The 19,326-nt window shown below is 70.4% G+C and carries 20 protein-coding genes; 9 read left to right on the top strand and 11 right to left on the bottom strand.

Translation table 11 applies throughout. From position 1 onward, the window contains the following. Positions 1–57: 57 nt before the first annotated feature. On the bottom strand, positions 58–525 hold the full coding sequence (locus ACFQW6_RS02035) for a GtrA family protein (protein ID WP_378540618.1): 468 nt from the start codon (positions 523–525) through the stop codon (positions 58–60). Between the two features lie 231 nt (positions 526–756). Between ACFQW6_RS02035 and ACFQW6_RS02030 the strand changes: the two genes are divergently transcribed. Next, positions 757–1,473: a GAF and ANTAR domain-containing protein gene (locus ACFQW6_RS02030; protein ID WP_378540616.1), complete on the top strand. Its 717-nt coding sequence runs from the start codon at positions 757–759 to the stop codon at positions 1,471–1,473. 150 nt (positions 1,474–1,623) lie between these two features. Here the strand turns inward: ACFQW6_RS02030 and ACFQW6_RS02025 are convergent, their stop codons facing one another. From ACFQW6_RS02025 to ACFQW6_RS02010, 4 genes are all read right to left on the bottom strand, one after another. Continuing rightward, a complete protein-coding gene (locus ACFQW6_RS02025; protein WP_378540614.1) occupies positions 1,624–2,301 on the bottom strand; it encodes a LuxR C-terminal-related transcriptional regulator in 678 nt (225 codons plus the stop codon). A gap of 159 nt (positions 2,302–2,460) precedes the next feature. Then, positions 2,461–2,934, bottom strand: coding sequence for an SRPBCC family protein (locus ACFQW6_RS02020; RefSeq protein ID WP_378540612.1), 474 nt, complete (start codon positions 2,932–2,934; stop codon positions 2,461–2,463). A 98-nt stretch (positions 2,935–3,032) separates the two neighbouring features. Beyond that, the gene (locus tag ACFQW6_RS02015) at positions 3,033–5,213 is read right to left on the bottom strand and encodes an MMPL family transporter (protein ID WP_378540610.1); all 2,181 of its coding nucleotides are present in this window, start codon (positions 5,211–5,213) and stop codon (positions 3,033–3,035) included. A gap of 115 nt (positions 5,214–5,328) precedes the next feature. Further along, entirely contained in the window at positions 5,329–6,585 is a 1,257-nt protein-coding gene (locus tag ACFQW6_RS02010; protein WP_378540608.1) for an MFS transporter, read from the bottom strand. 200 nt (positions 6,586–6,785) lie between these two features. On the opposite strand from ACFQW6_RS02010, the gene ACFQW6_RS02005 reads away from it, so the two are divergent. The 5 genes from ACFQW6_RS02005 to ACFQW6_RS01985 all read left to right on the top strand — a co-directional run bounded on the left by ACFQW6_RS02005 (position 6,786) and on the right by ACFQW6_RS01985 (position 12,113). Beyond that, complete coding sequence (locus tag ACFQW6_RS02005; protein ID WP_378540606.1) at positions 6,786–9,521, top strand: LuxR C-terminal-related transcriptional regulator; 2,736 nt, start codon at positions 6,786–6,788, stop codon at positions 9,519–9,521. 91 nt (positions 9,522–9,612) lie between these two features. Next, entirely contained in the window at positions 9,613–9,915 is a 303-nt protein-coding gene (locus ACFQW6_RS02000) for a hypothetical protein (RefSeq protein WP_378540604.1), read from the top strand. Then, on the top strand, positions 9,912–10,811 hold the full coding sequence (locus ACFQW6_RS01995; RefSeq protein WP_378540602.1) for an ABC transporter ATP-binding protein: 900 nt from the start codon (positions 9,912–9,914) through the stop codon (positions 10,809–10,811). Before ACFQW6_RS02000 ends, ACFQW6_RS01995 begins: the two co-directional genes overlap by 4 nt. Continuing rightward, positions 10,808–11,629: an ABC transporter permease gene (locus tag ACFQW6_RS01990; protein ID WP_378540600.1), complete on the top strand. Its 822-nt coding sequence runs from the start codon at positions 10,808–10,810 to the stop codon at positions 11,627–11,629. The genes ACFQW6_RS01995 and ACFQW6_RS01990 overlap by 4 nt, the downstream gene beginning before the upstream one ends. 40 nt (positions 11,630–11,669) lie before the next feature. Further along, on the top strand, positions 11,670–12,113 hold the full coding sequence (locus ACFQW6_RS01985) for a response regulator transcription factor (protein ID WP_378540598.1): 444 nt from the start codon (positions 11,670–11,672) through the stop codon (positions 12,111–12,113). On the opposite strand, the gene ACFQW6_RS01980 is transcribed toward ACFQW6_RS01985, so the two are convergent. From ACFQW6_RS01980 to ACFQW6_RS01965, 4 genes are all read right to left on the bottom strand, one after another. Continuing rightward, complete coding sequence (locus tag ACFQW6_RS01980; protein ID WP_378540596.1) at positions 12,067–12,705, bottom strand: hypothetical protein; 639 nt, start codon at positions 12,703–12,705, stop codon at positions 12,067–12,069. The genes ACFQW6_RS01985 and ACFQW6_RS01980 overlap by 47 nt on opposite strands. Before the next feature lie 7 nt (positions 12,706–12,712). Further along, positions 12,713–13,108 (bottom strand): PLDc N-terminal domain-containing protein, encoded by a 396-nt coding sequence (locus tag ACFQW6_RS01975; RefSeq protein ID WP_378540594.1) that lies wholly within the window; start codon positions 13,106–13,108, stop codon positions 12,713–12,715. Between the two features lie 262 nt (positions 13,109–13,370). After that, complete coding sequence (locus ACFQW6_RS01970) at positions 13,371–14,501, bottom strand: glycosyltransferase family 4 protein (protein WP_378540592.1); 1,131 nt, start codon at positions 14,499–14,501, stop codon at positions 13,371–13,373. Beyond that, positions 14,498–14,695 carry a hypothetical protein gene (locus ACFQW6_RS01965; RefSeq protein WP_378540590.1) on the bottom strand — a complete coding sequence of 66 codons (198 nt, stop codon included), beginning with the start codon at positions 14,693–14,695 and terminating at the stop codon, positions 14,498–14,500. The genes ACFQW6_RS01970 and ACFQW6_RS01965 overlap by 4 nt, the downstream gene beginning before the upstream one ends. A 126-nt stretch (positions 14,696–14,821) precedes the next feature. Here ACFQW6_RS01965 and ACFQW6_RS01960 point away from each other — a divergent pair, with 126 nt between their 5' ends. Further along, positions 14,822–16,930, top strand: coding sequence for a glycogen debranching N-terminal domain-containing protein (locus ACFQW6_RS01960; protein WP_378540588.1), 2,109 nt, complete (start codon positions 14,822–14,824; stop codon positions 16,928–16,930). Positions 16,931–17,019: 89 nt separating this feature from the next. Beyond that, positions 17,020–17,886, top strand: a complete 867-nt coding sequence (locus tag ACFQW6_RS01955) for an alpha/beta fold hydrolase (protein ID WP_378540586.1) — start codon at positions 17,020–17,022, stop codon at positions 17,884–17,886. On the opposite strand, the gene ACFQW6_RS01950 is transcribed toward ACFQW6_RS01955, so the two are convergent. Both ACFQW6_RS01950 and ACFQW6_RS01945 read right to left on the bottom strand, forming a co-directional pair. Beyond that, positions 17,870–18,448: a GNAT family N-acetyltransferase gene (locus tag ACFQW6_RS01950; RefSeq protein WP_378540584.1), complete on the bottom strand. Its 579-nt coding sequence runs from the start codon at positions 18,446–18,448 to the stop codon at positions 17,870–17,872. The two genes, ACFQW6_RS01955 and ACFQW6_RS01950, sit on opposite strands and share 17 nt — an antisense overlap. After that, positions 18,445–18,861, bottom strand: coding sequence for a VOC family protein (locus ACFQW6_RS01945; RefSeq protein WP_378540582.1), 417 nt, complete (start codon positions 18,859–18,861; stop codon positions 18,445–18,447). The genes ACFQW6_RS01950 and ACFQW6_RS01945 overlap by 4 nt, the downstream gene beginning before the upstream one ends. Before the next feature lie 63 nt (positions 18,862–18,924). On the opposite strand from ACFQW6_RS01945, the gene ACFQW6_RS01940 reads away from it, so the two are divergent. Next, complete coding sequence (locus ACFQW6_RS01940; protein WP_378540580.1) at positions 18,925–19,323, top strand: YccF domain-containing protein; 399 nt, start codon at positions 18,925–18,927, stop codon at positions 19,321–19,323. Positions 19,324–19,326: the final 3 nt, after the last annotated feature.

The raw sequence follows: 19,326 nt of genomic DNA, 5'->3' as shown, positions 1-19,326 counted from the left end.
AGTAGCGGCGCGAGCGTGTCTGCGCACTGCGAGGCGCGTCTCTCCGCCGCTCTCGGGCTACGCGTGCGTGGTCGAGCCCCGCCGGTTCGTCATCACCAGACGGAACGCAGTGAACCGCACCAGGCCGGTGCCCAGGTTGGCCGCGATGAGCACGGCCACCTCCTGCCTACGAGACGGCTCGGCGATGGTGGCGTCGAGCAGCCACAGGGAGCCAGCCGTCACAGCCAGGCCGAAGCCCAGGAGCGCGAGCCCGAGCGCCTGGTGCTCCACGGTTCGTTCCGTGCCGCGGACCCCGAAGGTGACGTAGCGATGGCCGAACGTGCCCGCGATCGTCGACAGCACCAGAGCAAGAGCGTTCGCCGGCTGCGCGCTGAGCTGCTCGCGAAGAAGAACATAGAGGAGTCCGTAGAGAACGTTGAACGCCCCGCCCACGCAGGCGAAGACCACAAGCTGGACGGGGATCGAGCGCCAGCGCGCTCTCGCGTCCGTCGAGATCTCAGCGCGCATCTTGGAGGACGTCGGCATCGTGAGCGAATTGTGGCACCGCCAGATCGCTGTTGCGACACGACCGCAGTCGACAACGCTGCGACACGGCTGTTCGCGTCATGGGCCGCGGCGGATGTGGCATGCGCTGTTCGATCTTCGGGTGTCCGGCTCCGGCGGAGGAATGACCCTCGAGGATGTAGTTGCGTCCCTGCCGAATGGTTAGCGTCCCAATCGCCCGCACGTCTCGCATCCTGTTGGAGGTGACCGACCGTGAACGAGGAAAGACACCTGGTGGTCGAGCTTACCCGGCTCGTCCGAGCCCTGGATGCTGCCGCCGACGAGGACACCCGCGTCCAGATCGCCGTCAGGAGCGCCGTATCTCTCGTACGCGGTGGGGCGCACGGCGGCTTCACCGTCAACGAGGCGGGTGCGCTTCTCACCGCGGCGAGCAGCGACGACGTGGTGAGCCGCGCCGACACCCTTCAGTGCGAGCTCGGTGAAGGTCCGTACCTCGACGTGATGCGCGACCAGGACGCACTGGTGAGCAACGACCTCAGGCAGGAACATCGCTGGCCCCGCTGGGCGAGCCGCCTTCACGCCGAGCTCGGCGTCGGCTCGATGATGTCGCTCCTCGTCCACACAGGCAGGTGCTCGTACGGCGTACTCAGCCTCTACGCCGATCACCGCCGCGCGTTCGATGGAGACGCCGTCGCGGTGGGTCAGGCGCTCGCCTCCCACCTGGCCGTGATGATCGGCACGGGGCGACAGATCGGCCAGCTGGAGATCGCGATGCAGAGCCGCACGATCATCGGCCAAGCACAGGGAATCCTGATGCGGGACCTGAACATGAGCGCCGACCGGGCGTTCGACTACCTGCGGCGGTTGTCCTCGGAGTCCAACCGAAAGCTCTCGGTCATAGCCATGGAGATCGCCCACACGCGGCAGGTGCCGTTGCCCCCCAGATCTGGACGTCTGGCTGCGAGCTAGCTCGACATCAGGCGGCACACCCCCGCCCACACGAAGTGCCCAAGGCACCGGGCGCAGCAACCATCGCCCCCGGCTCGTGCACCACTGGGCAGCTCAGGACAGGGATAGGGCGAATGACGTGGTCGTCAGCTCGGGCGTGGAGGGGCGGACCTAGGTGGCAGCGACACCTGCAGCGGGGGGCCGTCCCAGGAGAGCGCGATCGACGGTTCGGAGTGCGTCCGGCTCGAATCCGTTCGCCATCCCCCACACGATTGCTTGCGGCCAGCGTTCGACGCCGATCTTCCGGTAGGCAGAGCGAATGTAGGTCTTCACCGTGTTCGTACTGAGGAACACGCGGTCCGCAATCTCTTGGTTGCTCAGTCCTTGGGTGACCAACGCCAGCACCTCGGCTTCGCGCGGAGACAGTCCCGAAGACCGGCCCGGCCAGTCGCCGGCACCGCCGACGCTGGTCTCGTTCTCGCCGGTGATGACGACGATCTCGCCCGCCATGACCCGCTCCAGGGCCGCGACGACCTCGGGACCGGTGAGCACCTTGGAGAGGTAGCCGCTGGCACCACCAGCCATGGCCTGCTCGATCATCCCAGGCTCGAGATTCCAGCTGTACACCACCACCTTCGCGCCGCTGTCGCGCACGAAGTCCTGCAGATCGATGCCGACACCCTGCACCTGACCGAAGGTGTCGTACAGGACGATGTCGACGTCGGTGATCACCGGTGTCAACGCCCCGGTCTCAACCACGTCTATGCACTCGGACGCCAGGAAAGAGGCGACCCCTGCCACGACCACCGGATAGTCATCAACAATGGCCAACCGCAGCAGACGCTTCACTTCTGTTCCATAGCGTGACTGTAACCCCGGTTGCCCTACTGGTGCGGCCGTGCCGGCTGGTGACGCTGGATGTACGTCACTCCGCCGCCGAGAACGCTGTGACCGCCGAAGCGGACACCAGCATGGTGCCGGCGCCCGGGTGGCGCGTCGTCCAGCGCGTCAGTCGCGCGTCAGGCTGGCTTCGAGCTCTATCAGGGCGCGGTCGGCGTACCCCTTCCACATGCGGCCGATGACGCTTGTCGTCAGCCGGGCCGGCGAGGCCTTCGGGTAGAAGGTCCAGGCCCAGCCGATGCGAGAACCACCATCTTGCGGGGTGATCGTCCAGACTCCGTCGATGCTGTGGACGAAGTGCCGGAGCGGCCCTTCGATCCCGTCGAGTCGATAGTCGAAGCTGTGTGGCCGGTCGACGTCGGTCAGGGTCTCCCGCAACCGACCGCCGTCGGCAAGCACGATCGTGCGTGTCTGCCCGACGAAGCCCCAGTCGTCTGGCTGGTCGGTCACTTCAGTGACAGCCGGCAGGGCCGCATAGCGCCGATTGAACACATCTGTCAGCCGAACGTTCATCAGACGGTCGAACGCGACATCGGGCTCGACCGACACGATCCGCGACGCTTCGACCCGGTGACCCGACATACCGACCAGACTACGCGGGTGCCCGCCCCCACGGCGGCTCCGCAGGCCGCCGGCCCCGGGTGGGGGACCGGGGCCGGCGAGGTCGTAGGACGTCGGGGTCAGCGAGGCACCAGCTCCTCCGTGCGAGCGGCGACGGCGGGGACGTCGGGGAGATCCGGGACGGCTCCCTGCCCGTGCTCGATGTCCACCACCGGCAGGGCCCTGTCCAGCCACCGCGGCAGCCACCAGTTGGCGTCGCCGAGCAGCGACATGGTCGCGGGCACCAGCACCATGCGGACGAGCGTCGCGTCGATCGCGATCGCCGTGGCCAGTCCGAGGCCGAGCATCTTCAGTGAGGGGACCGGGCTGAAGACGAAGCTGAGGAAGACGGCGATCATGATGAGCGCGGCGGAGGTGATGATCCGCCCCGTCCCCGCCAGGCCGCGAGCGACCGACTCGGCGTTGTCGCCCGTCGCGTCGTACTCCTCCCGGATGCGGGAGAGCAGTAAGACCTCGTAGTCCATCGAGAGTCCGAACAGGATCGGGAACATGATCACGACGATGATCGAGGTGATGGGAGTCGGGCCGTCGAGGCCCAGCAGCTCGGCGCCCCAGCCCCACTGGAAGATCGCGACCAGGACCCCGTAGGCCGCGCCGATCGAGAGCAGGTTCATCACGGCCGCCTTGACGGGGACCGCCACGGACCGGAAGACGAGCATCAGAAGGAGGAACGAGATCCCGATCACGGCGCCGACGAACAGCGGAAGCGTCCTTCTGAGCTGGCTGTTGAGGTCGTCGGTGACCGCCGTGATGCCGGAGACGTAGGTGCTGTCCGGGATGACCGCGCGGACCCGTTGGATCGTGGCTGAGGTCTCGGCGTCGGCGGGACCAGCGTCAGGGAGGGCGCTGAACACGACCGTGCTGCCGTCGGCCGAGGTCTGCGGCTCGCCCACGGAGACGATGCCCGGGACGTCCGCGATGGTCGCCGACACGGCCGCCACGTCGTCGGGGCCGGCAGCCGAGGACTCCAGGTCCATGACCACCATGAGTGGGGCGTTGAACCCGATGCCGAAGCCCTCGGTCAGGAGGTCGTACGCATGGCGGTGGGTGGTGTGCGCCGGAGCGTCTCCCGCCGCCGGGAAGGCCGTCTGCATCGACAGGGCGGGCGCCGCGATGGCGGCCAGCATGGCGACCGAACCGAGGAGGTAGGGCCAGGGACGTCGGGAGACGTGGTGGCCGAACCGCCACCAGGCGCTGTCCTCGGTGCGGACGGCAGGTCGGTGACGCCGCACCACGCGGCCGGAGTCGATCCGGTCCCCGAGCAGGGTGAGGATGGCGGGGAGCAGGGTGACGGCCGCGGCGACGGCGACCATCACCATGAGGGAGGTGGACAGACCGATCGAGGTCAGGATGCTCAGCCCGGTGATGCACAGGGCCGCCGTGGCGATCATGACGGTGCCACCCGCGAAGACGACCGCCATCCCGGACGTGGCCATCGCATGCGAGAGCGCACGGGCGTTGTCCTGGCCCGCCGACCGGTTCTCCCGATAGCGGGCGAGGATGAAGAGCGCATAGTCGACGCCCACCCCCAGCCCGACGAGTCCGGCGACGGCGATGGCGGACACCGACACGTCCATCGTGCTGGCCATCAACATGATGCCCCCGATGGAGGCCCCCACGGCTACGAGGGAGAGCCCGATCGGGACGATGGCTGCGACCACCGTGCCGAAGACGACCAGGAGCACCAGCAGGGCCACGAGCAACCCGATGGCGGTGTGGGACGAGCTCTCCTCAGCGGCGTTGAGGAAGGCTGCGTCACCTCCGAGCTCGACCTGGAGGCCGGGAGTCCCCATCGAGGAGACGGCCTCGGACAGGACCGCGAACGCGGGCTTGCCGATCTCGCGCTCGGGTGAGTCGAGCGTGATGACCGCGAACCCGATGCGTCGGTCGTCGGAGATCGTGCCGGACTCGAACGGGTCCGCCACCGACTGGACCCGAGCGACGCCGGAGACGTCATCGAGGACACCGCCGACGGTCTCCTCGTGGTCGTCCAACGTGGTGCCGTCGCCCGCGGCCAGCACGACCATGGCGGAGCCCTTGGCTGCCTCCGGGAAGTTCTCGTCCAGGAGCTCCAGCGCGGTGGCGCTCTGGCTGCCGGGTGAGGAGAAGTTGTCGACGAACGTGCCGCCGGCCGCGATGGCGAGGAAGAAGACCGCGCCCGTGACGGCGAGCCAGGCGGTGATGGTGCGCCACGGGTGTCTCGCGCTGGCTGACGCAATGCCGCGGGTGAGCTTGTGCATGATCGTGCCCTTCTGGAGTCGGGTCGGGTTGCTGCGATGCCCGGAACCTAGGGAGCGACGTGGTGAGCCCGGATCACCACACGTGGTGAACCGGGTGGTGAAGAGCGTCGGACCGTCAGCGCACGGCGCGGATCGGAACGACGGCAGCGGCAGCCAGCAGGGCGCAGGCCCCGGCGACGGCGTACAGGACGGAGTAGCTGTCGCCGCTGGCAGCGAGGATGACGGGCGCGACAGCCGGCGCCAGCGCGTACGGCAGGGCGTTGGCGATGTTGAACAGCCCGAGGTCTCGTGCCGAGTCGGCCGCGTCGGGCAGCACGTCGGCGACCAGCGCCAGGTCGACGGCCAGGTAGGTGCCGAAGCCCAGCCCGCTGATGGCCATGCCGACCAGGAAGCCGCTGAAGCTGTCTGCCGCGGCGATGACGAAGAGCGCGACGCCGTACGTCATGGCTGCGGTTGCGACGAACACCTTCCGCCTCCCCGTGCGATCGGACAGCCTGCCTGCGCTGAGGGAGGCGACGACCAGGACGGCTGACTGGACCGACGTGGCGAGGAAGACCTGTCTGGGCACCTCCGCCTCAGCGCTGCCCACCTTCTCGAGGAGGTAGAACGCCTGGTAGGTCGTGAGGAACGCGTAGGCGCAGATGAACAGGAACCGCCCGGCGAAGGCCCAGGCGAAGTCGGGGTCGCGGCGCGGGTGCATCTGGAAGGCGGCGACCAGGTCGCGCAGCGACCATGGCCGGGCATCGTCGAGCGCGAGCCGTCGGTCGTCCAGCCGCGCGGCGAAGGTGACGACGAGGACAGCTCCGATCGCGCAGGGAGCCAGGAACATCGCGAGCTGACTGCCCTCGAAGAGCTGGACGAGGAACGTGCCGAGCACCGCAGCGACGGGCACGGTGATCCCCAGCACCCCGGAGACGGTGCCGCGTTGGGGGAGCGGCACCTGGTCGGGAAGCACGGCGACCAGGGCTGCCTGCAACGCGTTGAAGGCAAGCTGCGCCAGGCACCAGCCGCCCAGCACCACGGCGACGTTCGGCGCTACGGCGACCACGGCGATGCCGACCACCCCGCAGGCGAGTCCGCCGAACATCCACGGCCGTCGCATGCCGTACGCCGAGGGGGTGCGGTCGCTCAGCCGCCCGAACACGGGGGCGGCGAACACGGTGAGCAGCCCGCCGACGCCTGTCACTAGGGCTAGGCTCGCTGGCGCCTGCTCCGCCCCCACGAGAGACCGGATCTTGAGGGCCAGAGTGACCAGCAGGGGGGCGATCAGCATCAGCGCGACGCTCATGTACGCCAGGGCGTACGTCGTCACGAATCCCGCACGAACCGGCGCAGGCAGCCGCCTTCCCGTTCGGGCGAGGGGGCCGCTCATGTCGCTCTCCTCTGCAGGGGGCCGGACCTGGGTGGCAGCGAAGGCGCGGTTCCACGGTAGGGGCGCCGTGAGGGTAGGAGAGGCCGGTCTGTACCGGAGACTTCGTATGGCTCGGGGTTCGGAGGAAGATGGGTGACGTCAGCCAGCCGCGTCGTGGGCCCGCCACCGGCGCGTCAAGCGCTTGCACGAGGAGCCCGGGGATGTCCCACCCACTCATCGAGACAAAGCTCTTCCTGCCGTCCCCTCGGCCGGGACTGGTGCCGCGACCTCGGCTCCGGCAGCGTCTCGACCTAGGCCTTGGCGCGAAGCTGATGCTCGTCTCCGCGCCGGCAGGGTTCGGGAAGTCGACGTTGCTGGTCGACTGGTTGGCGTCGGCGGCCACGCGATCGGATGCCGCGCCGCTCAAGGCCGCGTGGCTCGCCCTGGACGCCGCGGACAACGATCCGTCCCGTTTCTGGCGGTACGTGGTGGCGGCGTTGCGCACTGCGTTGCCGGACATCGGTGAGGACGCGCTCGCGCTCCTGCGAGACTCCCAGCCCCCGCCCGTCGAGATGGCACTGACGTCGCTCCTGAACGAGCTGGCGGCAACGGAGACCGACACGGTGCTGGTGCTCGACGACTACCACGTCATCGACGCGTCGGCGGTCCACGACGGGATGGCGTTCCTCCTCGCCCACCTGCCGGCTCGGTTGCACCTCGTGCTGGCGACGAGGAGCGACCCCCCATTGCCGCTCTCGCGACTCCGCGCTCGGGGCGACCTGGTGGAGGTGCGCGCTGTCGACCTCCGCTTCACCGGGGAGGAGGCGTCGTCGTACCTCAACGGCGCGATGGGCCTGGCGCTGGAGCCCGACGACGTGCACGCCCTGGAGGGGCGGACCGAAGGGTGGATCGCCGCGCTGCAGCTCGCCGCGCTGTCCATGACGGGTCGCGAGGACGTGTCCGGCTTCATCGCCGGGTTCACCGGTGATGACAGGTACGTCGTCGACTACCTGGTGGAGGAGGTGCTGCAGCGGCTCCCGGCGAACGTCCAGGACTTCCTGCTGCGGACCTCCGTGCTCGACCGGATGAACGGTTCGCTGTGCAACGCCGTCACCGGTCAGGGCGGCTGCCGGGCCGTGCTGGAGGCGCTGGAGCGGGACAACGTGTTCGTGATCCCGTTGGACGACCGCCGGCACTGGTACCGCTACCACCATCTCTTCGCGGACGTCCTGCGCGGCAGGCTTTTGGACGAGCAGCCCGATCTCCTCCCGGAGCTCCACCAGCTGGCCGCGAGGTGGCACGAGGCGGAGGGCGACGTCGACGATGCCATCGGGCACTACCTGCAGGGCAGGGACTTCGCGCGCGCCGGCGGGCTGATGGAGACCGTGATGCCGGCGCTGCGGCGGGACCGCCGCGAGGCGACGATGCGCGGCTGGCTCGAGGTGCTGCCGGCGGAGGTGTTGCGCGTGCGCCCGGTGCTGAGCAACGCGTTGGCCGGGGCCCGGATGTCCACCGGTGTCTTCGAGGGCGTCGAGGAGCTGATGGACGCGACCGAGCGATCGATGGGCGCCATCGGCGCCGAACCGTCGACGTCGGTGCACTTCGTGGACGGGGAGGAGTACCGCCGCCTCCCGGGCGACATCGCCGTCCACCGGGCGGGTCTCGCGCTGGTTGCAGGCGACGTGGAGCAGACCGTCGCTCACGCGCGCAGGGCCCTCGACCTGGTGGGCGACAGCGACCCGGTGACCCGGGGCGCCGCATTCGCCCTCACCGGCCTCGCGGCGTGGTCGACAGGGGACCTGGACACCGCTCACGCGTCGTACACCGGGTGCCTCGTCGAGTTCGAGATGGCCGGTCACGTGTCCGACGTGCTGGGCTGCTCCGTCGCGCTCGGCGACCTCGAGGTGGCCCAGGGCCGGGCGCGCACGGCCGCGCGGACCTACCGATCAGCCCTCGACCTGGCCGACCGGCATGCCACCCCCGTGTTGAGGGGCCGCGCCGACATGCACGTGGGGTTGGCTGCCCGGCACCTCGAGACCGACGACCTCGCTGCGGCTCGTCACGAGCTCTCCCGGAGCCACGACCTCGGCGAGCACGCCGGGCTGCCCCAGGACGCCTACCGGTGGCGAGTGGTGATGGCCGGGGTCCGCGAGGCCGAGGGTGACGTGGACGCCGCCATCGACCTCCTCGACGAGGCCGAGCGGCTCTACGTGGCGGACTTCCTACCCCGCGTCCGTCCGGTGCCCGCGGTCCGCGCCAGGACGTGGGCACGACACCGGCTCGTCGACCCGGCCCTCGCCTGGGTGGACCAGGCGGGCGTGACGCTGCAGGACCTGCTGAGCTACCTCCGGGAGTTCGAGCACGTCACCCTCGCCCGGGTCCTGCTCGCTGAGCACGCACGACGGCCGGGCAGCGTGGACATCGATGCGGTGCTGACCTTCCTGGACCGCCTGCTGCGGGCAGCCACGGAAGGACGCCGCGGCGGATCGGTCATCGAGATCGAGGTGACGCGCGCGCTCGCCTTCCACCGGGTCGGCGACCACGGGAAGGCTCTGGCATCGCTCGATGCAGCGCTGGCGCTGGCGGAGCCGGAGGGTCACGTCCGCGCCTTCGTCGACGAGGGGACGCCCATGGACGCCCTGCTGGCGGTCGCCGCGCGGCGGGCGCCCTCGGCGTACGTCTCGCGCCTGCGGTCGGCGCTCGCAGGGCCCGGTCGCCCTGACCGGGCGCCCGTGACGACCGCGCCACAGCCTGGTGCGCTGATCGACCCCCTGAGCGGCCGTGAGCGCGAGGTGCTGCGCCTGCTGGACACGGAGCTCAACGGACCCGAGATCGCGCGCGAGCTGGTGGTCTCCCTCAACACGGTGCGCACGCACACCAAGAACCTGTACATGAAGCTGGGTGTCACGAGTCGTCGCGCCGCCGTCCTGCGCGGCAGGGAGCTCGACCTGCTCTGACGGCCTGCGGTCCTCCTGACCGACGGTTCACCACGGCAATCACCACGTGTGGTGAGCCGGGCTCACCACGTCGGCTCCTAGCGTCCGCTGCATGGACGAACCGCACGCAGCCACCGGACCCCTGGCCGATCCCGGGGTGTACCGCATCCGCGTCCAGGGACGCCTCGAGAAGAGGTGGAGCACCTGGTTCGACGGCATGTCCCTCACGCCCGACCGTGACGGAACGACCGTCCTCAGAGGCACGGTCGGCGACCAGGCGGCGCTCCACGGACTGATCAAGAAGATCGGCGACCTCGGCCTCACGCTGCTCGAGGTCGCCCACGAGGCCACCGACACGTCTGCGGAGCCTCCCATGACCCCCACCCGCACCGCACACCCGGAGGACCCTCGATGATCACCGTGGAATCAGTCACCAAGACCTACGCCGGCTTCACCGCCGTCGACGACGTCAGCTTCACCGCCTCGGCGGGTCGCGTCACCGGATTCCTCGGTCCCAACGGCGCCGGGAAGTCCACCACGCTGCGGATCGTCACCGGCCTGACGCCGCCCACCCGCGGCGACGCGCACGTGGCGGGGCGGCGCTTCGCCGACCTGCCCAACCCGGGTCTGGAGGTCGGCGTGCTCCTCGACGCCTCGGCCCAGCACGCCGGGCGCACCGGGCGGGAGATCCTCCGACTCAGCCAGCAGATGATGGGGCTCCCGCGGAGCCGGGTGGACGAGATGCTCGACCTGGTCAGCCTCACCCCGACAGAGGCCGGACGCCGAGTCCGTGACTACTCCCTCGGGATGCGGCAACGGCTCGGCATCGCGCACGCCCTGCTCGGCGACCCGGGAGTCCTCATCCTCGACGAGCCCGCCAACGGACTGGACCCCGCGGGCATCCGGTGGATGCGCGACCTCCTGCGCGGGTATGCGGACCGCGGCGCCACGGTCCTCCTCTCCTCCCACCTGCTCCACGAGATCGAGGTGGTCGCCGACGACATCGTCGTCATCGGCAACGGCCGCATCGTCGCCCGCGGCACCAAGGCCGAGCTGCTCGCCAGCGCCGGGACGCACCTCCGGACCCGCCACCCGTCAGACCTCCGGGCGGCACTCGACCTCGCCGGTCTGACGTCCAGCACCACCTCGCCCGGGGTGGTGCGGGTCGACGCCGACCCTGAGCTGGTGGGCCGCGTGGCAGCGGATGCCCGGATCCCGCTCATCGAGCTACGACCTGCCGAGACGGCCGGTCTCGAGGAGATGTTCCTCGAGCTCACCGCCGACACCCAACGAGAAGGAGCAGCAGCATGACCACCCAGACGCTCAGCGCCGGCCCGCCGGCCGGCCCGCAGCAGGAGTCTCCGCCGCCCGCTCACATCGCTCGCATCCCGTTGCGACGGATCGTCGTCGTCGAGATGCGCAAGTCGTTCGACACCCGCGCCGGCCTCTGGTTGCTGGTCAGCGTCGGGCTGGCCTCCGTCCTCACGTCCGGTGCCGTCATCGCCTGGGCGCCCGACGACGACTTCACCTACAGCACCTTCACCACGACCATCGCGTTCCCGATGTCGGTGATCCTGCCGATCATCGCCGCGCTCGCTGTCACGGCGGAGTGGACGCAGCGCAGCGGCCTCACCACCTTCACGGTCGTCCCGCACCGCGGACGCATCATGCTCGGCAAAAGCGTGGCGCTCGTGGCGGTGGCCGTGCCAGCCACCGCTGCCGCCTTCGTCGTCGGCGCTGCGGGGAACGTGGTGGGGGCGTGGGTGTCGGGCAACGAGCTGGTCTGGGACCAGTCGCTCGTGGCAGTTCCCTACGTCGGGCTCTCCCTCGCCCTGTCCCTTGCCATGGGGTTCGTCTGCGGGACCGTGATCCGCAGCTCGGCCGGCGCGATCGTGGCGTTCTTCGTCTTGTCGTTCGTCGTTCCGCCGCTGCTGGGGCTCCTCGCCATGACCCAGGACTGGTTCCACGACGTGCAGCCCTGGGTCGACCTCGACTTCCAGCTGGCCGCGCTGCTGCGAGGGTCGTTCGACCCCGAGCAGTGGACACAGCTCGCGGCCGCCAGCGGGTTGTGGCTCGTCCTCCCGTTCGTCGTCGGGATGTGGACGCTCGTCCGGTCGGAGGTGAAGTGAGATGGCCTCCGGCCGAGATCCCGTGAGGAGTGTGGTTCCCATGACCGACGTGCGAGTGCTGGTGGTCGACGGCGAGGCGCCGTTGCTGCGGAGAATGAGTGCCGTGGTCGAGGAAGCGGATGGCTTCGAGGTCATCGGTGAGGCGCCGTCCGGGGAGCAGTGCCTGGTGGACTCCGCGCAGCTGCTTCCCGACCTCGTGCTCATCGATGTCGACCTGCCCGGGATGGACGGGGTGGAGGCCACCAGTCGGCTCCGGGCCCGGCCTTCGCCGCCGGTCGTGCTGCTGGTGTCGACCTGTCATGAGGATGCGGGCGCCCACCTGGTTCCCTGGTGCGGCGCTGCGGCGTACGTCGCCAAGGCGGCGTTCGGACCGGGCCGGCTCCGTGCCGCGTGGGAGGCGGCGTCGGGGAGGACCGCCGCCCCCGCCGTGTCCCCTGTCAGCGGGCCTCGGCGTACCAGGTCTCCTGGACGCTCTGGCGCATGAGGGCCTGCTGCATGGCTTGGATGGCGATGCCGCCGACGGCGAGCACCAACACGAGCAGGGACCACCCGAAGCTGTTCGAGACGGTGTCGGTGAAGTCGCCCCTGCTGAAGTCAGCCGAGTTCAGGGAGCCCACCAGCAGCATGAGGCCGCCCGTCACGCCGACAGCGCCGGCGATGGATCCGACGACGACCAGCAGGATCATCGGCACGTTCGCGAACACCGCCACCAGGCCGAGGAGGAGGCCGACGGCCAGGCCCGCGAGGACGGCCACCCAGTTCCAGGAGACCCCGAGGGCGACGACGATGCCCGAGCCGATCGCGAACCCGGCCGCGCCCATCGCAAGGACGATGGCGACGTAGTAGTACAGGTAGGCCAGGACCGAGAAGATGACGGCGAAGACGAAGCCCAGCACCCAGCCGAGCACGGTGCCGAGGAAGCGCTCGTCCGCGAATCCGGCGACGAGGCCGGCGCCGAAGGCAAACCCGGCGAAGAAGCCCCAGATCGGGATCACGAGGCGCAGCAGGAACCGGCCGGCGACGAGCATGGCGCCGCCGGCGATGATCGCGAGGACGCCCAGGACGATGTCAGCCATGACAGTCTCAGGCGAGAGCCTTGGCCTTCAGCGTGTCGAACTCGCGCTGGTCGATGGTGCCGGAGTCGAGCAGCGCCTTGGCGTTGGCGATCTGGTCGGCAGGCGAGGTCTGCGTGCCGGCGACCTGCTGGATGTACTGGTCCTGCGCGGCCTGCATCTCCTTCGCCCTGCTGATCTGCCGTTCGGTCATGCTGCGGCCGCGGGCGATCAGGTAGATCAGGGCGCCGAGCCAGGGCACGAAGATGAGGAGCAGCGCCCATCCGGCCTTGCCCCAGCCGCTGAGCGTGTGGTCGCCGAAAAGGTCGAACAGGCAGCGGAACCAGACCATGAGTGCAGCGATCCAGATGAAGAACCAGAAGGACCACAGGAGCACGTCCCAGAAGTCGTTGGTCATGGAGTCCATGGCAGGGCCTTTCTCGCAAGGGCCCGGTCCTGTCGACCGGTGTGGCGCAGTGTGGCACCGTCGACCGGGGTCGCCGCTCACCCGTGACGGGTGAGCACCACCCGCGATGCTGGTCCGGTCACCCGCGGCGCCGGGGAGGGTTTGTCCATCCGCCCTCAGGGTGTAGAGCCCAGGCGTGGCGTCAGGTAGTTGTCGAGGTGACCGACAGGGGACGGTCGAGGCTCCGCCGGTCGTCGCAGCCGATCGGCGGGGCCGCGCCGGGTCAGCGCACGTTCTCCACGGCCTGGGACGAGCGGGCAGGTTCGGTGCCGGGGACGCGCTCTCTCCGCTGGCCCGGGATGCGTGTTCCGCGCGACGAGGCACGCGTGAGCTCGTCGTACACCTCGACGTAGCCCCGGCACATGGCCTGGGCCGAGAACCTCTCGGCACGTTGGCGACACGCGTCGGGGTCGATGTCGCCGACGCGTGCGACCGCGTCGACCATCTCGTCGACGTCGTCGCAGATGAAGCCGGAGACGCCGTCCTCGATCACCTCCGGCACCGACCCGCGGCGCAGCGCGATGACGGGGGTGCCGGCGGCCATCGACTCGATCATCACCAGGCCGAACGGCTCGGGCCAGTCGCTGGGGAAGAGCGTCGCGCGGGCGCCTGCGTAGAACGGCGGCTTCTGCTGCTCGTCGATCTCGCCCACGAAGTCGATGTCCGGTCCCATGACCGGTGCGACCTCCTCCTCGTAGTACGGCTCGTCGAGGGGATCGACCTTGGCGGCGACCCGCAGGGGCAGGTCGCAGCGCCGGGCGATCTCGATGGCCGACAGAGGACCCTTCTCCTCGGCGATGCGACCGACGAAACCCAGGTAGCCGTCGGGGTCGTGCGTCACGTCGCTGTAGGACGTGAAGTCCAGGCCGTTGTAGACGGTCGCCGCCCAGGTCAGGTCGAGGTCCGCCACCGCGCGGCGCTGGTCGTCGCTGATCGACACCAGCGGCACGGAGCCGTACCTGGGCAGGAGGTCGCGCAGGAAGTCGAGGTCCAGGCGACCGTGCATGGTCAGGACGGTCGGCGTGTCGAAGAGCCGGGTGAAGGGGAAGGTCCAGATGTCGAGGTGGGAGTGCACGACGTCGAACTCGTCGCGCCGCGCGTAGAGGTCCGCCATCATCTGGAGGTGCAGGTGCGGGGCCAGGTTCGTCAGCTGCTCGCTGTCGAAGCGCTCGCGCAGCGGGTCCTCGTACGCCTCCAACGTGGCCGCGGTCTCGGACGTCCGTGGCGCGAAGAGGGTCACGTCGTGGCCCATCTCGACCAGACCGTCGCACAGGGTGGCGATGATGCGCTCTGTTCCCCCGTAGGCACCCGGGGGCACCGCCTCGTACAGCGGGGCGACCTGCGCGATCCTCATGCGCGTCCAGCTGTCGTCAGCCCGCCGGCCGCCGCACCGGAGGTCTCCGTCGACCCGCGTCGCGGCAGCGGCAGCAGGTAGCCCATGCGGGCGCGGTAGCGCGCGTCGCACGCGGTGCACTCGACGTCGCCGTCCCGGCGGACCTCCATGCGCTGCCCGCAACCCGGGCACGGGCATTCGAACACGGTGCTCATGACTCACTCCCTCCCGGCGACACGACGTACGTGCCGTCCGGCCCACCCCCAGCATCGGGGCACAGGGAGGTCGGGGAAACACTCACAAGGGTGCATTCGTCGACGGCCATGGGGCACAGTGGTCGGGTGTCTGAGCTACATCTCTCGGCGGACGCGGTCCCGGTGGGTGGTCGTCACGACCTCGTGACCGTGGACGGGCGCAGCTTCGCCATCAGCGACGAGGGCGGCGACATGGTCGCGGCGACCCACGGTCTCGTCTACGACGACCTGCGGCACCTCAGCCGGTTGCGGCTGGAGGTCGTGGGAGGACGCACGGAGCTGCTCGCCGCCAGCACCCCCACACCCATGTCAGCCGTGGTCGTCTCGCGGGTGGTCACGGACGTGGAGCAGGGACCCGGAGGTGCCGGCGAGTCGCGCGGTGACGTGGCTGAGGTGCTGGCAGTGCGCCGCCGCTGGCTGTCCGGGGGCCTGGTCGAGGAGCTGACGCTCAGCAACCCCCACCCGTCGCCGGTCGTCGTGCGGCTCGAGCTCGAGGTCGCCGCCGACTTCGCCCATGTCTTCGACGTGAAGAGCGGAGCCACGAGCCAACGGCAGGCCCGAGCCGTGCCCACGGCGGAGGGATGGCTCCTGGAGTCATCGGGGGAGCAGGATCCCGGCGCGGCGGACAGCACCGAGGTGGTGCTGAGCCCCGCCCCCGACCGGTCCGACCTCACGCGCGGGACAGCGACGTGGGACCTGCGGATCGACGGGCGGCAGGACGTCACTCTTCGGGTGGAGGTCCGCCCGGTCTCGGCCGGCGTTCGCGCCCGGCTCGAGCCGCCCGTGCACAACGGCACCGCCATCCGCCAGCTCGACGCCTGGCGCTCGGGAGTGCCGTCGGTCGCCTCGCTGGACGCACGGCTGCCCACAGCCGTCGACCAGGCCCTCGCGGACCTGGCCGCGTTGCGCATCGTGGACGAGGCACACCCGGACCGCGCGGTCGTGGCTGCCGGAGCTCCGTGGTTCATGACCCTCTTCGGGCGTGACTCGCTGCTGACGTCGTGGATGACGCTTCCCTTCGACGCCTCGCTGGCCGGGGGCGTGCTCGCAAGCCTCGCTGACCTCCAGGGCACGGCGGACGACCCCGTATCGGAGGAGCAGCCGGGTCGGATCATCCACGAGCTGCGCCGGCACGGCGGCGGCGGTCCGTTCTCGTCGCGGAGTCGCTACTACGGCACCGTCGACGCCACCCCGCTCTTCGTGGGACTCGTCGCCGAGGCCTGGCGCTGGCGCGCCCTCGACGACGCCGCTCTGGTCCGCCTCGCCCCGGCTGTCGGTCGGGCCGTCGACTGGACCCTTGGCGCGGGTGACAGCGACGGGGATGGCTTCCTCGACTACCTGAGACGCGACCCGCGCGGCCTGGAGAACCAGGGCTGGAAGGACTCCTGGGACGGCATCACCCGCTCCGACGGCAGCGTGCCGAGGGGACCGCTGGCTCTCGTCGAGGTGCAGGGCTACGCCTACCGCGCGCTGCACGGAGCAGCGGAGATCGCTGCCCACGTCGACATAGGTCACCACGCCGACGAGCTGCGTCGCCGGGCCGAGGCACTGAAGGACCGCTTCAACGACACCTTCTGGGACCGGCGTGGGCACTTCGTCCTCGGTCTCGACGGCGACGGACGCCCGGTCGATGCGCTGACGACCAACCCCGGCCATGCACTGTGGTGCGGCATCGCGGACGACGACAAGGCACGCACGTACGTCGAGAAGCTGGTCGGCGCCGAGCTCTGGACCGGGTGGGGCCTGCGCACCCTGGCGACGACGATGGGTGCCTACGACCCGCTCAGCTATCACAACGGGTCGGTGTGGCCCCACGACACCGCGATCTGCATCGCCGGCGCCGCGCGGTACGGGTGCTGGGACGCCGTCGACCTCCTCGTCGACGGAGCGCTGGAGGCCGCGAACCACTTCGGCGGTCGTCCGCCCGAGCTGTTCGCGGGTGTGTCCCGGGACGACGTGCCGGTGCCGGTCGCCTACCCGTCCTCGTGCTCGCCCCAGGCGTGGGCGTCGGCCTCGGTCCTGCTCAACGTCCGCAGCATGCTCGGTCTGCAACCGGCGGCGGACAGGTCGGGGCTCGAGCTGGCTCGCACCGACCTCAGCGGCGTCCCGGACCTGCTGCTCCGGCGGCTCGACTTCGGGGGCAGGAGGGTGTCCGTGGGCGTCGAGGGCGGCCGCGGCGAGGTGCGGACGGGCTGAGGGTCAGCCGCGCGGCGGCCTCGCTGCGCGGCTGGGGCTACCGTTGGGTAACCAACCCCTTCCACCGCAGGATGGCCACCATGGCGCACATGGCACCGCACAGGGTCGTGCTGCACGGCCACGAGCTGTCGTACGTCGACAGCGGCACCGGCCCGGCCGTGCTCTTCATCCACGGGATCCTGGGCTCCCAGCGCCAGTGGTCCCACCTCGTCGACGAGTTGGACGACGACCACCGGGTCCTCGTCCCCGACCTCTTCGGGCACGGCGACTCCGCCAAGCCGACCGGCGACTACTCGCTGAGCTCGCACGCCGCGACCCTGCGTGACCTGCTCGACCACCTCGGCATCGAACGCGTCACGCTCGTGGGGCACTCGCTCGGCGGGGGGATCGCGATGCAGTTCTTCTACCTCTTCCCCGACCGGGTGGACCGCCTCGTGCTCGTCGCGAGCGGCGGCCTGGGGCGCGAGGTCAACCTCGTGCTGCGATCGGCCACCCTGCCGGGTGCCGCGCAGGTCCTCGGCGTGATCGCGTCCGCGCCCGTCCTGGAACGGGCGGAGGCGCTGGGACGGGGCGCGCAGAGAATCGGGTGGAAGCCGGGCGCCGACATCGGCGCCATCTGGCGCGGCTTCACCTCGCTCGGTGACCGCGAGAGCCGGCGGGCCTTCCTCGCCACCACCCGCGCTGTGATCGACATCGGCGGGCAGAGCGTCAGCGCCCACGACCACCTCGGCGCCGTCACGCCTCCGGCGACGCTGATCGTGTGGGGCTCCAAGGACCGGATGATCCCCGCGTGGCACGCGCTCAGCGCCCAGCGGGCCGTGCCGGACTGCAGGGTCGAGCTCTTCGAGGGCGCCGGGCACTTCCCGCACCTCGACGACCCCGACCGGTTCGCGCGGGTGCTGCGGGCCTTCGTGACCGAGGAGGCCGATGGCTCGGAGGTCAGGGCCGGGGCCTGACCCCTCCGCGCCACTCGTCCTCGAGCATCGCGAACAGCAGCTGGGTGGCCCACGCGCCCTTGAAGAACACGTTGTCGACCAGGCGTGCCTCCTGCCGCATGCCCAGCCGGCCCAGGAGCCGGGCGGAAGCGACGTTCTCCGCGATGCAGACGGCCGTGATCCGGTGGAAGCCGAGCTCGTCGAAGCCCAGCCGCAGCATCGCGGTGGCGGCCTCGGCGGCGTACCCGCGACCCTGGTGCTCGCGACCGAGGGCGAAGCCCACCTCCCCCTGACGGTCCGAGGCCCACTTGAGGAGCACCTCGCCGATCACGGTGCCGGTCGCCCGCACCTCGACGGCGAGCACCAGCCACTGGCCGGGCGCGACGAGCTCGGTCTGGGCGAGCTTGACCCGCAGCGTCTCCTCGGTCGCCGCACGGTCACGCACCGGCCACGGCACGTAGCGCACGACCTCCGGGTCGGAGTGGAAGACCACGAGGTCGTCAAGGTCGTCCAGCGTGTGCGGCCGCAGCACGAGGCGGTCGGTCGTGATCGGCAGGCGTACGGGGAGCCCGGCTCCGGTCACAGCGAGAAGTGCCCGGGCGCGAGGCTGCGGAGCACGCAGAACTCGTTGCCCTCCGGGTCGGCGAGCACGGTCCACGACTCCTCGCCGGTCTGCCCGACGTCCGCGTGCGACGCCCCCAGCGCGAGGATCCGCTCGACCTCCTCCTCCTGCGACGCGTCCACCGGTGAGACGTCGAAGTGCGACCGGTTCTTGACCACCTTGTCCTCCTCGACTCGCGCCAGGAAGATCGTCGGGGACACGGGGCCGGCGCGTACGGCGTCGAGCAGCGTCTGGTCCTCGACCCGCTCCGGGCCGATCTCCACCAGGCCCGGCTCGCGGTGCACGACGACCCAGCCGAGCACGGCGCACCAGAAGTCGGCGAGCCGGTCGGGGTCGTGGCAGTCGAGGGAGATCTCGGTCAGTCGGGAGGCCATGCAGCGATCCAAGCACGGTCACGAGCGCCCCGTCGGCAGACGGCGGTCTGGTTGGATCGCCCTGTGCGCCTGCTCCTCAACCTGGTCTGGCTGGTCCTCGGCGGGTTCTGGCTGTTCCTCGGATACGTCCTGGCCGGTGTGCTGCTGTGCATCCCGATCATCACGATCCCGTGGGCGATCGCTGCCTTCCGGATCGCGGGCTTCGCGCTCTGGCCCTTCGGCCGGACCATCGTCGCCAAGCCGTCGGCGGGCGTCGGCTCGTTCATCGGCAACGTGATCTGGTTCGTGCTGGCCGGCTGGTGGCTGGTCATCGCGCACCTCGTGTCCGCCGTGGCGCTCGCGGTCACGATCATCGGCATCCCGCTGGCGCTCGCCAACCTCAAGCTCATCCCGATCTCGCTGGCGCCGCTCGGCAAGGACATCGTCCCCACCGGCAGCGGCGAGTTCGACCGCCACCGCTAGGGA

It is taken from the genome of Nocardioides sp. GCM10028917 (genome assembly GCF_042666175.1).
Taxonomy (GTDB): domain Bacteria; phylum Actinomycetota; class Actinomycetes; order Propionibacteriales; family Nocardioidaceae; genus Nocardioides.
The sequence above is the reverse complement of the archived record's forward strand: the minus strand, read 5'-3'. Positions and strand labels throughout refer to the sequence as shown.

Bases quoted from the DNA above. Each gene is read 5' to 3' on its own strand.
- ACFQW6_RS02035 (WP_378540618.1), bottom strand. From the start codon at position 525: ATGCCGACGTCCTCCAAGATGCGCGCTGAGATCTCGACGGACGCGAGA.
- ACFQW6_RS02020 (WP_378540612.1), bottom strand. From the start codon at position 2,934: ATGTCGGGTCACCGGGTCGAAGCGTCGCGGATCGTGTCGGTCGAGCCC.
- ACFQW6_RS02015 (WP_378540610.1), bottom strand. From the start codon at position 5,213: ATGCACAAGCTCACCCGCGGCATTGCGTCAGCCAGCGCGAGACACCCG.
- ACFQW6_RS02010 (WP_378540608.1), bottom strand. From the start codon at position 6,585: ATGAGCGGCCCCCTCGCCCGAACGGGAAGGCGGCTGCCTGCGCCGGTT.
- ACFQW6_RS02005 (WP_378540606.1), top strand. From the start codon at position 6,786: ATGTCCCACCCACTCATCGAGACAAAGCTCTTCCTGCCGTCCCCTCGG.
- ACFQW6_RS02000 (WP_378540604.1), top strand. From the start codon at position 9,613: ATGGACGAACCGCACGCAGCCACCGGACCCCTGGCCGATCCCGGGGTG.
- ACFQW6_RS01995 (WP_378540602.1), top strand. From the start codon at position 9,912: ATGATCACCGTGGAATCAGTCACCAAGACCTACGCCGGCTTCACCGCC.
- ACFQW6_RS01990 (WP_378540600.1), top strand. From the start codon at position 10,808: ATGACCACCCAGACGCTCAGCGCCGGCCCGCCGGCCGGCCCGCAGCAG.
- ACFQW6_RS01985 (WP_378540598.1), top strand. From the start codon at position 11,670: ATGACCGACGTGCGAGTGCTGGTGGTCGACGGCGAGGCGCCGTTGCTG.
- ACFQW6_RS01980 (WP_378540596.1), bottom strand. From the start codon at position 12,705: ATGGCTGACATCGTCCTGGGCGTCCTCGCGATCATCGCCGGCGGCGCC.
- ACFQW6_RS01975 (WP_378540594.1), bottom strand. From the start codon at position 13,108: ATGGACTCCATGACCAACGACTTCTGGGACGTGCTCCTGTGGTCCTTC.
- ACFQW6_RS01970 (WP_378540592.1), bottom strand. From the start codon at position 14,501: ATGAGGATCGCGCAGGTCGCCCCGCTGTACGAGGCGGTGCCCCCGGGT.
- ACFQW6_RS01965 (WP_378540590.1), bottom strand. From the start codon at position 14,695: ATGAGCACCGTGTTCGAATGCCCGTGCCCGGGTTGCGGGCAGCGCATG.
- ACFQW6_RS01955 (WP_378540586.1), top strand. From the start codon at position 17,020: ATGGCACCGCACAGGGTCGTGCTGCACGGCCACGAGCTGTCGTACGTC.
- ACFQW6_RS01945 (WP_378540582.1), bottom strand. From the start codon at position 18,861: ATGGCCTCCCGACTGACCGAGATCTCCCTCGACTGCCACGACCCCGAC.